Origin of the sequence: Labrys monachus, assembly GCF_030814655.1 — a bacterium.
In the GTDB taxonomy this organism is placed as follows: Bacteria; Pseudomonadota; Alphaproteobacteria; order Rhizobiales; family Labraceae; genus Labrys; species Labrys monacha.
The window spans coordinates 3,192,059-3,205,518 of sequence record NZ_JAUSVK010000001.1 but is presented as its reverse complement, the minus strand read 5'-3'; the positions used below and the strand labels follow the sequence as shown (position 1 = coordinate 3,205,518).

General features: G+C 67.2%; 14 protein-coding genes and 2 tRNA genes. 9 read left to right on the top strand and 7 right to left on the bottom strand.

All coding sequences use genetic code 11. The annotated features are described in order from the left end of the window. Positions 1-3 precede the first annotated feature (3 nt). Both gnd and J3R73_RS14530 read right to left on the bottom strand, forming a co-directional pair. On the bottom strand, positions 4-996 hold the full coding sequence (gnd, locus tag J3R73_RS14535) for a phosphogluconate dehydrogenase (NAD(+)-dependent, decarboxylating) (RefSeq protein WP_307427981.1): 993 nt from the start codon (positions 994-996) through the stop codon (positions 4-6). A 265-nt stretch (positions 997-1,261) separates the two neighbouring features. After that, positions 1,262-2,029: an alpha/beta fold hydrolase gene (locus J3R73_RS14530; RefSeq protein WP_307427977.1), complete on the bottom strand. Its 768-nt coding sequence runs from the start codon at positions 2,027-2,029 to the stop codon at positions 1,262-1,264. A gap of 186 nt (positions 2,030-2,215) precedes the next feature. On the opposite strand from J3R73_RS14530, the gene J3R73_RS14525 reads away from it, so the two are divergent. The 4 genes from J3R73_RS14525 to J3R73_RS14510 all read left to right on the top strand — a co-directional run bounded on the left by J3R73_RS14525 (position 2,216) and on the right by J3R73_RS14510 (position 4,007). Continuing rightward, positions 2,216-3,190 carry an AraC family transcriptional regulator gene (locus J3R73_RS14525; protein ID WP_307427975.1) on the top strand — a complete coding sequence of 325 codons (975 nt, stop codon included), beginning with the start codon at positions 2,216-2,218 and terminating at the stop codon, positions 3,188-3,190. 129 nt (positions 3,191-3,319) lie between these two features. Further along, positions 3,320-3,395: transfer RNA gene (locus J3R73_RS14520), tRNA-Lys, on the top strand. A 118-nt stretch (positions 3,396-3,513) separates the two neighbouring features. After that, positions 3,514-3,675, top strand: a complete 162-nt coding sequence (locus J3R73_RS14515; protein ID WP_307427971.1) for a hypothetical protein — start codon at positions 3,514-3,516, stop codon at positions 3,673-3,675. Positions 3,676-3,842: 167 nt separating this feature from the next. Continuing rightward, positions 3,843-4,007 (top strand): superinfection immunity protein, encoded by a 165-nt coding sequence (locus J3R73_RS14510; protein ID WP_307427967.1) that lies wholly within the window; start codon positions 3,843-3,845, stop codon positions 4,005-4,007. 106 nt (positions 4,008-4,113) lie between these two features. On the opposite strand, the gene J3R73_RS14505 is transcribed toward J3R73_RS14510, so the two are convergent. After that, on the bottom strand, positions 4,114-6,180 hold the full coding sequence (locus J3R73_RS14505; protein WP_307437344.1) for an ATP-dependent helicase: 2,067 nt from the start codon (positions 6,178-6,180) through the stop codon (positions 4,114-4,116). Positions 6,181-6,336: 156 nt separating this feature from the next. Continuing rightward, positions 6,337-7,062 carry a hypothetical protein gene (locus tag J3R73_RS14500; RefSeq protein WP_307427964.1) on the bottom strand — a complete coding sequence of 242 codons (726 nt, stop codon included), beginning with the start codon at positions 7,060-7,062 and terminating at the stop codon, positions 6,337-6,339. Between the two features lie 171 nt (positions 7,063-7,233). Between J3R73_RS14500 and J3R73_RS14495 the strand changes: the two genes are divergently transcribed. Both J3R73_RS14495 and J3R73_RS14490 read left to right on the top strand, forming a co-directional pair. Further along, positions 7,234-8,040, top strand: a complete 807-nt coding sequence (locus J3R73_RS14495) for a hypothetical protein (protein ID WP_307427962.1) — start codon at positions 7,234-7,236, stop codon at positions 8,038-8,040. 172 nt (positions 8,041-8,212) lie between these two features. Next, positions 8,213-8,286 (top strand) — tRNA-Gln (locus tag J3R73_RS14490). A gap of 301 nt (positions 8,287-8,587) precedes the next feature. Here J3R73_RS14490 and J3R73_RS14485 read toward each other — a convergent pair. Both J3R73_RS14485 and J3R73_RS14480 read right to left on the bottom strand, forming a co-directional pair. Beyond that, positions 8,588-9,094: a DUF2165 family protein gene (locus J3R73_RS14485; protein WP_307427959.1), complete on the bottom strand. Its 507-nt coding sequence runs from the start codon at positions 9,092-9,094 to the stop codon at positions 8,588-8,590. Between the two features lie 242 nt (positions 9,095-9,336). Continuing rightward, positions 9,337-9,555 carry a hypothetical protein gene (locus J3R73_RS14480; protein ID WP_307427958.1) on the bottom strand — a complete coding sequence of 73 codons (219 nt, stop codon included), beginning with the start codon at positions 9,553-9,555 and terminating at the stop codon, positions 9,337-9,339. 254 nt (positions 9,556-9,809) lie between these two features. On the opposite strand from J3R73_RS14480, the gene J3R73_RS14475 reads away from it, so the two are divergent. From J3R73_RS14475 to J3R73_RS14465, 3 genes are all read left to right on the top strand, one after another. Beyond that, a complete protein-coding gene (locus J3R73_RS14475; protein ID WP_307427956.1) occupies positions 9,810-10,859 on the top strand; it encodes a YihY/virulence factor BrkB family protein in 1,050 nt (349 codons plus the stop codon). 246 nt (positions 10,860-11,105) lie between these two features. After that, complete coding sequence (locus J3R73_RS14470; protein WP_307427953.1) at positions 11,106-11,861, top strand: CDP-diacylglycerol diphosphatase; 756 nt, start codon at positions 11,106-11,108, stop codon at positions 11,859-11,861. A 194-nt stretch (positions 11,862-12,055) separates the two neighbouring features. After that, positions 12,056-12,472, top strand: coding sequence for a hypothetical protein (locus J3R73_RS14465; protein WP_307427950.1), 417 nt, complete (start codon positions 12,056-12,058; stop codon positions 12,470-12,472). A gap of 29 nt (positions 12,473-12,501) precedes the next feature. On the opposite strand, the gene J3R73_RS14460 is transcribed toward J3R73_RS14465, so the two are convergent. Then, a complete protein-coding gene (locus tag J3R73_RS14460) occupies positions 12,502-13,431 on the bottom strand; it encodes a carbohydrate kinase family protein (protein WP_307427949.1) in 930 nt (309 codons plus the stop codon). Positions 13,432-13,460: the final 29 nt, after the last annotated feature.

Genomic DNA, 13,460 nt, shown 5'->3' with positions numbered 1-13,460 from the left:
GGTTCAGGCCTTCGGTTCCGTCGTCTTCGGTTCGATATGTCCGCCGAAGCCCTTGCGCATGGCCGAGAGGATCTTTTCCGCGAAAGTGTGCTCCTGCCGGGAGCGGAAGCGGGTGTAGAGCGCCGCCGTCAGCACCTCGGCCGGCACGGCCTGGTCGATGGCCGCTTCGATGGTCCAGCGGCCTTCGCCGGAATCCTCGACATAGCCGGAATATTCGCGGAGGTCCTTGTCCTCGGCGAGGGCCGAGGCCGTGAGGTCGAGCAGCCAGGAGGTGACGACGGAGCCGCGGCGCCAGACCTCGGCGATGTCGGCCATGTCGAAGTCGAAGCTCTCGCCTTCGGGCCGGCCTTCGTTTCCGGCGGAGCGCAGGATATCGAAGCCCTCTGCATAGGCCTGCATCAGGCCGTATTCGATGCCGTTATGCACCATCTTGACGAAATGGCCGGCGCCGCAGGGCCCGGCATGGATGTAGCCCTGCTCGGCGCGCGGATCATGGCCGCCGCGATTGGGCGTGCGCGGGACCTCGCCGATGCCGGGCGCGAGCGTGGAGAAGATCGGGTCGAGGCGGGTGACCGTCTCCGCCTTGCCGCCGATCATCATGCAATAGCCGCGCTGCAGCCCCCACACGCCGCCGCTGGTGCCGACGTCGACATAGTCCAGGCCCTTGGCCGCGAGGTCCTTGCCGCGCCGCACATCGTCCTTCCAATTGGTGTTGCCGCCGTCGATGATGACGTCGCCGGGGGAGAGCAGGCCCGCGAGCGTGTCGATGGTGGCCTGCGTGATGGCGCCGGCCGGAAGCATCACCCAGACGGCGCGGGGCGGGGTCAATTTGCTGACGAGATCGGCGAGATCGGAACTGCCTACGGAGCCTTCTGCAACGAGCGCCTCCACGGCCTGCGCGTTGCGGTCATACACAACGGTGCTGTGGCCGTTCAACATGAGCCGGCGCACGATGTTGCCGCCCATCCGGCCAAGGCCGATCATTCCCAATTGCATGTTGATCTCCTTTGTCGCCACGCGCCAGCGCGGCGTAATATCCGCTATGTGCTTAACACCGTTTTCGGCGCCCGCAAGCTTCGGCGTTCAACACCGCGTGAACGCGACAGGGCGATGACGGACCGCTTTTACGCCCGGGATTGGTGCGAAAGAGTGGCGGGATGACGCATGGGAATCGGGCAGGGGATCGTCTGCCCCGACGCCCGGGGCTCTGGCGCGCAGATGCCCGGGCGTCGAGCGCGACCGGCGAGGCCGCCTCCGCCGTTCACCTGGCCTGTGCGGCCTTCTCGATCACCGCGGCGACCTGCTGCGCGTGGACGACGAGCGAGGCGTGGCTGCCGTTCACTTCCGTGACCTTGGCCTTGATGCGGGCGGCAAACATCTTCTGGGCGTCCGGCGCGAGCAACCTGTCCTTGGTGCTCACGACATAGAATGTCGGCTTGTCGTGCCAGGCCGCCACGTCGACCGGGGCCTCGAAGGCCGTGTGGTTCAGCGGAAGCTGCGAATTCGCCAGGGCCTCGGCGACCTTGGGCGGCAGATCGGCGGCGACCGCGGACGGGAAGACCTTGGGGTCAATAGAGAGATAGCCCTTGTCGTCCGGGCGGATGGCGTTCGTGCCCTCGGTGCCCGGGCCGCCCTTCGAGAGCGAGGCAAGGGATTCGCCGACGTCGGGGGCGAAGGCGGAGACATAGACGAGAGCCGAGACCTTCGGGTCGTTTCCGGCCTCGGTGATCACCACGCCGCCCCATGAATGGCCGACGAGCACGGTCCGCCCCGTCTGGGCGGCGAGTGCCTTCCTGGTGGCATCGACGTCCGCGGCGAGCGACGTCAGCGGGTTTTCGACGAGAGTGACGTGGTAGCCCCTCTTCGTGAGGATATCGGCCACCGGCTTCCAGCTGGTCTGGTCGACGAAGGCGCCGTGCACCAGCACGATGTTGTGGGCCGTTCCGCGGGGCAGTTCGCCGGCCTGGGCGGTGGCGGAAAGGGCGGCGGCGGCGAGAAGGGCGGCGGCCGAGAGCATGAGATTTCGCATGGTGTCATTCTCCTGTCGATCGAAGGGTTCATTGCCGTCCCGGAGTCGGTCTGGCGTTCCTGCAAAGTCGCAATTCCCCGGCGGCCGTTTTGCGCTATGGTCCGGGCTGGTGCATCCCAGCTCCGAGGTGGGCTCGGAGCGGCGGGACACCGCAATTGCTTGAGCCGGAAACTAGGGGATGCCGCTTTGAAACCCCATGACAGCGACCACGGAGTTCTTGCTCCGGCGTCCGATTTTCGACCGTCGAACGACCTGCTGTCGGACGTCCTCCGCTTCGTGCAGCTGAGCGGGGAGCGTGTTTTCACCGCCGAGCTCGGACCAGGTTTCGACGTGCTGTTCCAGCCCGGCGCCGCCTGCATCCATGTGATCCAGCAGGGCTCGATCGACATCGAAGCCGAAGGGGGATCGCCGCTGAGGCTTTCGGCGGGCGATATCGCGGTGTTGCCGCATGCGGTGCAATACACCCTGTCCGACGGCCCACGCCGCGGGCCGAACGAGAGGACGACGCTCGAGGTCGGCCCCGCCGGCGTGCAGGCCGCCGTTCTCAGGCACGGCAGCGGCAGCCCGGTGGCCCGCACGATCAGCGCCACATTCCAGTTCGAAAACAAAGGCGGGGTGTCGCCCCTGCTCAAGCTGCTGCCGGACATCATCCACATCGCGAGGGACGCCGATCAATCCGCGGTCCTGATCCGGGACGTGGCGCAGTTCCTCGTCCTGGAGACGACGGAGCAGGAGCCCGGCGCGGCCTTGATGATCTCCCGCGTCATCGACATCCTGATCATCCGCTCCCTGCGGACATGGGCCAGATCGCTGGGAACCCGCCAGGGCTGGATCGGCGCGCTCGCCGACGCACGCGTCAGCCGGGCCGTGGCGGCGCTTCACCGTGACCCTACGCGGAGCTGGACGGTCGAGGACCTGGCCTCCGTGGCCGGCATGTCCCGCTCCCGCTTCGCCGAACTCTTCCTGGAGGCCGTGGGCGAGCCTCCGCTGCGCTATCTGCATCGCTGGCGTCTCGCCATGGCCTCGGATCTCCTGCGCCGATCGACCCTGCCGGTGGGAGAGATCGCCCATTCCATCGGCTACGAATCCGAGGCGGCCTTCAGCCGGGCGTTCAAGACGATGTTCGGAACGACGCCGCGCGATGCGCGATCGGCCCATTGAGCGAGCCCCTCAGGCGCTTCTCGGGCACAACCCGAGCGCTGTGCCCCAGGCGAGGGCAATGAAGCCTTGACCCGTCGGCGCTTGACGCTTAGACACACCGCCATCGCGGGCGGAATGCCCGTCTGGTGGGAGCTCGTAGCTCAGTCGGTAGAGCACGTGACTTTTAATCATGGGGTCATGGGTTCGAATCCCATCGAGCTCACCATATTTCCCAAGCAAACTCAGGCCGGGGCCAGCTTGTAGAACCCGGATCAATGGCGTCCCAGCCTGTGCATTTTGCGGGATGACGACATGCTCCCAAGCCACCCATGCGAGGAATAACCATGAAGCTGATCATTGTATTCGGCGCCGCAATCGTCTTGACGGCATGCGGTTGGCAGCACCAGACGCCGGATCATCTGCCGCCGCCGCCGAATATGTCCGCGCCGAGCGGACCGCCCCCTCCCGTTCCGCCGCCGGAGGATACGGGGACGTCGCAGCAGTAGAAGGGATCGCGTCTCGTCGTGCCATTTGCTTGCGGTATTCGTCCGATTTGGCGCGGACAGCTTGTGCGAGTCGAGCAACGCGTTGCTGGCCATGATGGGGCAGTGACGCGCCGCTCCCACACTTTCGACGCCATCGCCTTACTGCCGCCAACCGAGCCCGCTTCACGATGACAACGCTGCTTGCTATCATCCTGCTCTTCTACTTCCTCCCGTGGGTCATCGCGTTGCTCCGCGGCCACCGGAATTCGACGGCTATATTCGTCCTGAACCTCTTCCTTGGATGGACCTTCATCGGCTGGGTCGTCGCCCTGGTGTGGTCGTTCACCATCTGACGATTTTGCGAGCCGTCTCTATGCTTGGAGAAGGCGATGCGTTCGATGCGCGCCATGAAAGAGCCGCCGCCGGGCGACAAGCCGGTGGCAGGTCGCACCCGGCCCCTCACCGCCACATGCCGCGCATCCTGTCCTTGAGGTCGATGGCCGCGGTGCCTCTCCATGCCGGGCCGGGCGCGGACGCCGTCGCCATCGGCCACATCGTCTGCTCGAAGAAGCCGAGAATTCTCGCGGGAATGAAGCGGGTGCGGTTGGCATAGACGTGGCGGTCGCCCTGGGCGTGCTGGCCATGGGTGAAGAAGCGCTGCGGCATCATGAGGTGCAGGCTGTCCTTGGCGCGGGTCATCGCGACATAGAGGAGGCGGCGTTCCTCCTCCAGCTCCGCCGGCGAACCGGCGGCGACGTCGGCCGGCATGCAACCGTCGACCGCATTGAGGACGAAGACCGATTTCCACTCCTGGCCCTTCGAGGAATGGATGGTCGAGAGGATGAGGTAATCCTCGTCGCGCGTCGGTGCGCCGGCCTCGTCGCTGGTGGCGCTGGGCGGGTCGAGCGTCAGTTCGGTGAGGAAGCGCTCGCGCGAGGCGTAGCCCGCGGCGATCTGCTCGAGCTGCAGCAGGTCCGCCCGGCGGGTGACGGCATCCTCGTGCATGCGCTCCAGATGCGGCTCGTACCATTGGCGGACATGGCCGATCTCGGCAGGCCAGGGGCTCAGGGCCGAGCGCAAATGGCCGGTGAGCTCGGCGAAGGCCGGCCAGTCCGCGCCCGCCCGCGGCGGCGCCGGCAACTCCGCGATATCGCCTGTCCCGGCCGCATCGAGCACGCGCGCGGCGCTCGTCGGGCCGACGCCCGGCAGCAATTGCAGGACGCGGAAGCCGGCCACGCGGTCGCGCGGGTTCTGGGCCCAGCGCAGGATGGCCAGCATGTCCTTGACATGGGCGGCATCGAGGAATTTCAACCCGCCGAACTTGACGAAGGGGATGTTGCGCCGGACGAGCTCGACCTCGAGCGGGCCGCTGTGATGCGAGGTCCGGAACAGCACGGCCTGCGCCTTCAGCGTCATGCCGGCCTCGCGATTTTCGAGGATGCGCGTCGCCACGAAATCGGCCTGGCCCGCCTCGTCCTTCACGGTCACCAGTTGCGGCAGCTCCGACGATTGCCGGTCGGTCCACAGGTTCTTGGTGAAGCGCTCGCTCGCCAGGCCGATCACGGCGTTCGCCGCGTTCAGGATCGGCTGGGTGGAGCGGTAGTTGCGGTCGAGGGTGACGATCTCCGCCGGCGGCGAAAAATGGCCCGGGAAATCCAGGATGTTGCGGATGGTGGCGGCCCGGAACGAATAGATCGACTGGGCATCGTCCCCGACGACGGTCAATCCGCGGCCATCGGGTTTCAGCGCGAGCAGGATCGAGGCCTGCAGGCGGTTGGTGTCCTGGTATTCGTCGACGAGGACATGGTCGAAGCGCGCGCCGATGTCGGCGGCGATCATTGGCTCGGCCACCATATGGGACCACCACAGCAGGAGGTCGTCATAGTCGAGCACATTGTTGCCGAGCTTGGCCTCGACATAGGCCGAGAACAGCGAACGCAGGTCCTCGGCCGCGCCGAGACACCAGGGAAAGGCCGATTTCAGCACCGCCTCCAGCTCGTCCTGCGCGTTCACCACCCGCGAATAGATGTCGAGGCAGGTATTCTTGGTCGGAAAGCGCGTCTCCTTCTTCGACAGGCCGAGCTCGTGACGCACGAGGTTCATGAGGTCGGCGGCGTCCTCGCGGTCATGGATGGTGAAGGTGGGATCAAGCCCGATCTGGAATGCGTGCTCGCGCAGCAGCCGGGCGCCGACGGCGTGGAACGTGCCGGCCCATGAAAGCCCCTCGCCGAGCACGGCGCCGTTCGGCCCCATGACGCGGGCGGCGAGCCGCTCGACGCGCCGGATCATCTCCGACGCGGCCCGGCGCGAAAAGGTGAGGAGCAGGATGCGCCGCGGATCGGCGCCGGAGGCGATGAGATGCACGACGCGATGGGCGAGCGTATTGGTCTTGCCCGATCCGGCCCCCGCGATCACCAGCAGGGGGCCGCAGCCGGCGCCGACGCCATGCTCGACCGCCCGGCGCTGCCCCTCGTTCAGGGTGGCGAGGTAGTCGACGGGCTCGGCCGGGGCGGCGGCAGCGTGCATGTTCATGGTCCGGCCTCGTGGAGCGAGCAGGGCGGCGCAGGCCGGCCGATTCGGTTCGTGATGGTCGACCCTAGCGGCTAAAACTGAACGAATATAGAACAAAGTCGCGCGTTCGCTCCCTCGGCCACGGTGGGACGAAGAGAACCGAGAGGGGGGCTACGCGACGGAGGCGACGTCGCCGTCGCTGTCGGCTTCCTCGTGGAGCCTGCGCAGGGCGTCATAGCTCACCGCGAGCGTCACGCCGCTGAAGGCGAGGTAGACGAGCGAGACCGCCTCGTCGCCGATGGCCTGGAAGGCGGACATCGGCACGCGCGGGCTGAAATCGCCCAGCACGGCCGAAGCCGCCAGCATCGGCAGCGTCGATATCGCGAACAGGGCGAAGATCGTCCAGCGGCGGCCCCTGGTGAGGGCGGCGGCGCGCTCCATGCTGTCGACGCTTCCCCGCTCCTCGATGACGCAGACCGGCAGCACGACATAGAGCGCGCAGACCGCCATCAGGCCGGGAACCACGAAAGCGGCCAGGCCGACCATGATCAAGAGCCAGCTCAGGATGCTGGCGCCGAGCAGCGGCAGGAAGCGCCTCACCGCCCGCCGCACGCCTGCGCCGGTGAAGAAGCGCCCGCCATGCAGGCGCCGATAGGCGCCGTCGGCGGTGAGGCCCGCCGCGAGCAGGGAAAGAATCGGGCAGAGCAGCGTCGGAACGAGGTCGAGCAGCGGCGCCGCCGCGGACGGGCGCCCGGTTGCCGCGAGGATCGCGAGGGCGGGCAGGCTCGGCACCGCATTGACCGCCAGGATCGGACCGGCGTCGCGCAGGAACGCGCGGATGCTCCCTGCCAGCAGGATGTCGACACGGAAAGGGTATGAAGGCGGCCCGTCGACCATTGCTGCTTCCCCGGAACATGCCGCAGCTTCCTACGGAAGGGCAGGGCGGGCAATAGGGCGGTGTCATCGTCGATTGATGCGGCCATGCCATGCTGCGCCGCAACCGCGTTCCGCGCTGCCGGTCACCCGGCCGGAACGGTGCAGGGGAAGCCGGAAAGCCGGGGCAGGGGCATGACGAGGACGGCGATCATCATCGCGGGCGATCGCGCCTATCGGCGGCAGGACGGCTGGGGCGCGGCCTTCGCGGCCGGCCTGCGCCGCCACGGCTGGACGGCCGTGCTGTCGCGCCATCCGGCGCCCGCCGACATGCTCGTGCTGTGGGGCGTGCGCCGGCAGGGCGCCATCGCGCTCCAGCGCCGGCACGGCGAGGTCTGCATCCTCGAGCGCGGCTATGTCGGCGACCGCTTCGCCTGGACGTCGGTGTCCTTCGGCGGCGGCCTCAACGGCCGGGCCACCTTTCGCGGCCCGCTGGACGATTCCAGCCGATGGCAAACGCATTTCGCGCCTCTCATGCGGCCCTGGCGGCGCCGGGACGGCTATGCCCTCATCATGGGCCAGGTGCTCACCGACATGAGCCTGCGCGGCCTGAAGCCCCTGACGATGTGGAACGATGCGGCACGCGCCCTGAAGGCGGGCGGCTTCGACGTGCGCTTCCGCCCGCACCCGCTCTCCAACGGCGCCGGCCTGCCCGGCATAGGCACGCTGCCGGCCTCGCTGTCCCTCGCCGAGGCCTTGGCCGGCGCCGCCCTGGTGGTGACGATCAATTCCAACGCCGGCGTCGACGCGGCGGTCGCGGGCGTGCCGACGGTCACGCTCGACGGGGGCGCCATGGCCTGGCCGGTGGCCGGCCACCGGCCGGAAACGCCGCCGACGCCCGATCGCGCGGCATGGGCGACCGCGCTCGCCTGGAAGCAATGGCGCATGGAGGAGATCGCCTCCGGGCATGCCTGGGCCCTCGTCGGCGGCGGAACGGGCTGAGGGGCGGAGGGGGAGAGCGCGGCGACGAAGTTTTCAGGAAAACGGCCCGCCGGCCCTTGCATTGGCAAATCGATTTGCATATGAAGCGAAACGCAACGAGGCCTCCACGCCGACGATGTCGACGGGGTTGGTTGATGTCACTGTCAGGGTGATCGACCGATCTGGCACTTGTTCGGGGATAGTTCAACGGTAGAACAGCGGACTCTGACTCCGTCAATCTTGGTTCGAATCCAGGTCCCCGAGCCATTCTTGCGCCCCGCCTGCGGAAGCCGGGCTTGTCGTGACGTTTCCCAAAGCGCCTTTCGAGTTGCGCGACGACCTTGACGATGTCGTCGCCGATCATCGTGCGAACAGGCTTGCCGCGCTCGTCCCCCTTGAATGTCGTGACTCTGCGGGATTGGCGTCACGGCTCCATCCTCTCCGGAAGCCGGGTCCGCCGTCCTCGGCAGTTCAGGGAAAAGACACGGCGCTGGTCGCTCCCTCCGACACCGGCGATCGACGGGATCGAGCGTGCGATACCGGCCTTCGCGCCCGGACGATGACCTCGTCAGTCGCCCGGAAGGGCGCCGAGCTCCTCGTCCGGCAGGAGCACCACGATCAGCACGATGCCGATCATGCCGATAAAATCGAAGGCCTTCTGCTGGCCGTTCCAGATCTGCGACTGCCACATGGCGAACCATTCGCCGCCCACCGCGACGAAGCCGACGGCGTAAAGGAGGATGCCGAGGGTCAGGCCCGCCGCCGCCAGGCCGACTGCGCGGCGAAAGCCGGTGGAGCCGGCAGAGAAGAGCATCGCCGCCGCCGCGATCCACAGCAGCGCCGCCGCCGCGATTTCACCGGCGATGATCAGCCAATAGAAGGCGGTCTGCAGCACCGGATCGGTGATCGCGCGCCAGTGCAGGGCCGAGGTCGGGAAGGTCGTGTCCATCGACAGGACATGCTGCACGAACAGCCAGTTGCTGTCGTAGTCGGTGATGTTTCCGAACGCGACCAGCGTGAAGAAGAAGGCGATCGCCGCCACCAGGGCGGTCTTGCTGAGCCGAACTGCGATCATGGTCCCCCCTCGGATCGGCCGCGAACCCAGGCCAGGCTCGTGCCGCATGCCCCTGGAGCCTCGTGCCCCCATCCCGCGCAGACTGTCCCGAACCGGCGCGGACTTCAATCGATGTCGGCATCGATTGGCAGCTCGCGGCGAATTTCCTGTCCGGCCCGCAAGGCAAGGACCCTCGCCCGCCGAGGTGGCCGACCAGGCGGTGCCGGCCGGGCGAGCTTCGCGCACCGTGCGGAGAGGCCATGTCAGGAAGACGGGCCAGCGGAGGTCGAGGATTGGATGGATTGCCGGCGCCGGGTCACCGAGCCGACCAGCAGCGGATAGATCTCCCCGCCGTCCTGGCCTTCCTTCAGGACGACGAAGCGGGGGGCTTCGGCCCCGCCGTGGACGATGCCCACGACCCGGCATGGCCATCGGTCCTTGCCGTCACCTGCAAAGGCGTCGAATGCTTCGATGGGCAACATGGTGCACTCCGTTGTCTGTGAAGGGGAATCAGGCCGCATCGCAGGATGTCCGCCTTTATTTTCTGGTGGCAAGCATCGCGGAAGGGCAGGCGTCGAAGATATCCGCCGCCCCTTATGTACCTTCGGCGCCTCCTTGGCCAATCCCGGGCGGCGTCGGGGCGAGACGGCGCCGGAACCCTTCCGAAAACGGACCAGGAACAATCTTCGGCCTGCCGCAGTTTGCATCTCGCAACGCTCTCGGCAGCAGGGGCGGCATGATGGCCACGACGATCAAGGACGGCAACGACCCGCAGGCGATCCTGGGCGGGACGACCGAACCTGCCCTCGCTCCCGACTATGCGAGGGCGCGGGAAACGGGGCGCGGGCGACATGCCGAAAACCCTGCGCAGATCCCGGCCGAAGGGTGGAAGGACATCCTTCTCCGTTTGCTGCTCTCCGTGCCGCAGAACCGCCTGATGACGCTGTCGGGCGGCGTCGCCTTCTTCGCGTTGCTGTCGATCTTTCCCGCCATCGCCACGGCGGTGTCGCTCTACGGCTTCGCCGCCGACACGGTGACGATTACCGACCATCTCAACCTCCTCGTGGGCCTTCTTCCCTCCGCCATTCTCGACCTCATCCGCCAGCAGATCCTGAGCGTCGCCGCCAAGGGCAACGGAACGCTCGGCCTGGCCTTCGGCATCAGCCTCGCCGTTGCGCTCTGGAGCGCGAATTCAGGGACGAGCGCTCTCTTCGACGCCCTCAACGTGATCAATGGCGAGCGCGAGAAGCGCAGCCTCGTCCGGCTCTACGCGACCACGCTGGCGGTCACGCTCGGCTCGATCCTGTTCGTCGTCTTCAGCCTGTTCTGCATCGTCGTCCTGCCGTCGATGGCGCGCTTCTTCGGCGTCGACTCGCCGACGGAGACGCTGATCCCCTTTCTGCGCTGGCCGGTGCTGTTCCTGGTCGTGATGGTGATCCTTTCCATCCTCTACCGGGTCGGGCCGAGCCGGCGCGAGGCGAGATGGCGCTGGCTCACCTTGGGGAGCGCCTCCGCCGCGCTCCTGTGGATCGGCGCCTCCATGCTGTTCTCCTGGTATGTGGCGGAGTTCGACAGCTACAACCGTCTCTACGGATCGCTCGGCGCCATCATCGCCTTCATGACATGGACCTGGCTGTCCATCTTCATCATGCTGCTCGGTGGCGCCCTCGACGCCGAGACCGAGCACCAGACCGCCCGTGACAGCACGCTCGGACCGCCAAAGCCGCTCGGCGCCCGCGGGGCCAATATGGCCGACCATGTCGGCAGATCGGCGGCCGAACTCTGATCAGCCGGCCGGTTCGCAGCGGTCGCTCGGATCGCATTCGCGCGATTTCCCCGGCGATCGCAGGAGGGTACCGCCGGCGCCCCCATTACATTTTCTCCATGTCGCGAAAAAACACTGAAAACGTCGCGGATCCGCTTTCGATCGCCATTGTTGGATGGTCTCATCGGCGACGCCGGGCGAACTGCCGGCGCCGTGCCGCCGGCTTCGATCGGCTGCCGTCCATGTCGGTTTTGGTGATGGGTCTCGATGAATCTGCCCGGTGCGTATCTGCGATGCCTCGCCTGTCTGGTCGGTCTGCTCGTCCTGCCGGGAATGGCCCGATCGGGCGGCTTCGAGCGCGATGCGCTCAAGCACGTCGTTTCCGCCTGCGCCCTCACCAAGCGGACCGTCGGCGTTTCCTTTCCCTGCCTCGACGTGAAGACCGGCAAGCCGGGAGCCGAAGACTATGCCGTCATCCGCGCGCCGCAGTTCAGGACGGAGGTGCTGGTCGTTCCCGTCGATGCGATCGCCGGTATCGAGGATCCGGCCCTCCTGACGACGTCCTCCGCCCATCTGTGGGAGGCGGCCTGGGCCGCCCGCCATTTCGTCGCGGATGCCCTCGGGCGCGACCTGCCGCGCAATGCCGTCGGCCTCGCGGTCAACTCCGTGGCCGCGAGAAGCCAGGACCAGTTCCATATCCACGTCGATTGCCTGGACGGCGCCGTGCAGCGGGCGGTCATCGCCGGCAAAGCCAGGATCGGCGACACGTGGCGCCGGTTTCCCCTGCCGCTCGGCGGCGCCGGCTACTGGGCGCGGTCGATCGCGAGCGCCGATCTGAAGGGCGTCAACGTGGCGGCGCTCCTGTTCAAGGGCTTGCCTGCGGGACGCGGGACGATGGACCGCATGAGCGTCGCCGTCGTCGGTATGACCATGAGGGACGGAAGAGACGGCTTCCTCCTGCTGGCCCATGACGGCAGCCGGACCGCCGAGGCGCTGCTGGATCATTCCTGCCGCGCCTTCTGATCCCTTCGGCTTCCGGCCGGCCGCGGCCGGCATACGATGGGTTCACGGTGATCGATATACAACCCGGGGCGTCCGGCGGCCGTCGCGCTGTGCCAATCGGCATAGCGTAGCGATCTTCGAGTACCTATATCGAAACAACACTCATCCACGAGGCGTTTCAGTCCGTCTCTTCCCCTTACACCATGTGGCACGCCATGCGCATCCCGCTCGAACCCACCGCACTTCTCGCTCTCCAGGATCAGCGGACCAAGGTCCTGGTGACATGGGGCCTTCGGATCGTCGTGGGGCTCGTGTTCTTCGTGCCGGCGGTCATCGCGCTGAGCGGCCAGACGATGGTGGTCAGGGAGTTCGATGCCGTCCCGTTCGGACAGGGACTGCGCATCGCCACCGCCTGCCTCCAGATCGCCGCCGCGCTCCTCGTGCTGGTGCCGGCCGCGAGCCTCCTCAGCGCCGTCGTTTTGCTCGTCATCGACGCCGGCGCGCTGATCTTCCAATTGTTCTTCCTGCACGGCGACTTCGTGCATGTGATTCTCCTCGCCTTGCCGCTGCTGGCATTGCTCTTCATCGAGAGCGGCTGCTTCGACGAGAAACTGGCCGAACTCGACGAATAACAGCAGGGCTCGCGGCTGGCGGGGGAGGCTTACGCCATCTCGAAGTTCCAGGGCGGGTCGGCGCCTTCGCGCGATACGGTGATGGCCGCCGTGCGTGCCGCGTAGTCCATGGCTTCCTGCGCGATTGCCTGGTCGATCTGCCCGACCCTGTCGATGGACACCACGCCGCGCCGCTGGAGAACCGTCAGCAGGCCGCTCGAATAGCTGTCGCCGGCACCGACCGTGTCGACCACGGTATCGACGGGCACGACGGGGCTCTTCGCCTCGAAGCCGCGGCCATATCCTTCGGCGCCGTTGGCACCATCCGTGAGCACGACAAGGCTGGCGCCGCCGCCGACGAGATCCCTGGCCCAGGCGGCCGGATCGATGCCGGGATATAGCCACAGCAGGTCCGCCTTGGAGACCTTGACGATCTCGGCGGCCTCGGTCATGCGCTTCATGCGGGCGCGATAGGCGGCGGCGTCGGTGACGACCGTCGGGCGGACATTCGGGTCCATGCCGAGCACGCGCCGGCCCTTGTTGTCGAAATAGAGCTTCTCATAGGCGGACGCGATGGGATCGTTGATCAGCGCGACCGAACCCGTCCAGATCATCGAGACTTCCTCGCCGATGGGCGGCGCGTCGCGCTCGGGCGAGAAGAGCCGGCCGGCCGAGGCATCGTCGATAAAGGCGTATTCCGGCTCGCCGTCGCCCATGGAGACGAAGGCGAGCATGGAGGAGCGCGGCGCCCGCACGACATAGTTCAGCGAGACCTTGGAGCGCTCCAGCGCCTCGGCGAGCCTGTCGCCGAAGAAGTCCGTCGACAGTGCTGCACAGAAGCCGACATCGCCGCCGAGCCGTCCTATCCCGACGGCGGTATTGAACGGACTGCCGCCGACGACCGGCCGATAGGCCTCGCGCCCATCCGCGCTCTTCACCGGCAGGAAGTCGATCAGGGCCTCTCCGCACACGAGGATCATGGGTTTCTTCACTCCAGGGCTTTGCCGCC

What these genes read in the sequence shown, in the direction of transcription:
- gnd (WP_307427981.1), bottom strand. Translation starts at nt 996, where the DNA reads ATGCAATTGGGAATGATCGGCCTTGGCCGGATGGGCGGCAACATCGTG.
- J3R73_RS14530 (WP_307427977.1), bottom strand. Translation starts at nt 2,029, where the DNA reads ATGCGAAATCTCATGCTCTCGGCCGCCGCCCTTCTCGCCGCCGCCGCC.
- J3R73_RS14515 (WP_307427971.1), top strand. Translation starts at nt 3,514, where the DNA reads ATGAAGCTGATCATTGTATTCGGCGCCGCAATCGTCTTGACGGCATGC.
- J3R73_RS14510 (WP_307427967.1), top strand. Translation starts at nt 3,843, where the DNA reads ATGACAACGCTGCTTGCTATCATCCTGCTCTTCTACTTCCTCCCGTGG.
- J3R73_RS14505 (WP_307437344.1), bottom strand. Translation starts at nt 6,180, where the DNA reads ATGCACGCTGCCGCCGCCCCGGCCGAGCCCGTCGACTACCTCGCCACC.
- J3R73_RS14500 (WP_307427964.1), bottom strand. Translation starts at nt 7,062, where the DNA reads ATGGTCGACGGGCCGCCTTCATACCCTTTCCGTGTCGACATCCTGCTG.
- J3R73_RS14495 (WP_307427962.1), top strand. Translation starts at nt 7,234, where the DNA reads ATGACGAGGACGGCGATCATCATCGCGGGCGATCGCGCCTATCGGCGG.
- J3R73_RS14485 (WP_307427959.1), bottom strand. Translation starts at nt 9,094, where the DNA reads ATGATCGCAGTTCGGCTCAGCAAGACCGCCCTGGTGGCGGCGATCGCC.
- J3R73_RS14480 (WP_307427958.1), bottom strand. Translation starts at nt 9,555, where the DNA reads ATGTTGCCCATCGAAGCATTCGACGCCTTTGCAGGTGACGGCAAGGAC.
- J3R73_RS14475 (WP_307427956.1), top strand. Translation starts at nt 9,810, where the DNA reads ATGATGGCCACGACGATCAAGGACGGCAACGACCCGCAGGCGATCCTG.
- J3R73_RS14470 (WP_307427953.1), top strand. Translation starts at nt 11,106, where the DNA reads ATGAATCTGCCCGGTGCGTATCTGCGATGCCTCGCCTGTCTGGTCGGT.
- J3R73_RS14465 (WP_307427950.1), top strand. Translation starts at nt 12,056, where the DNA reads ATGCGCATCCCGCTCGAACCCACCGCACTTCTCGCTCTCCAGGATCAG.
- J3R73_RS14460 (WP_307427949.1), bottom strand. Translation starts at nt 13,431, where the DNA reads ATGATCCTCGTGTGCGGAGAGGCCCTGATCGACTTCCTGCCGGTGAAG.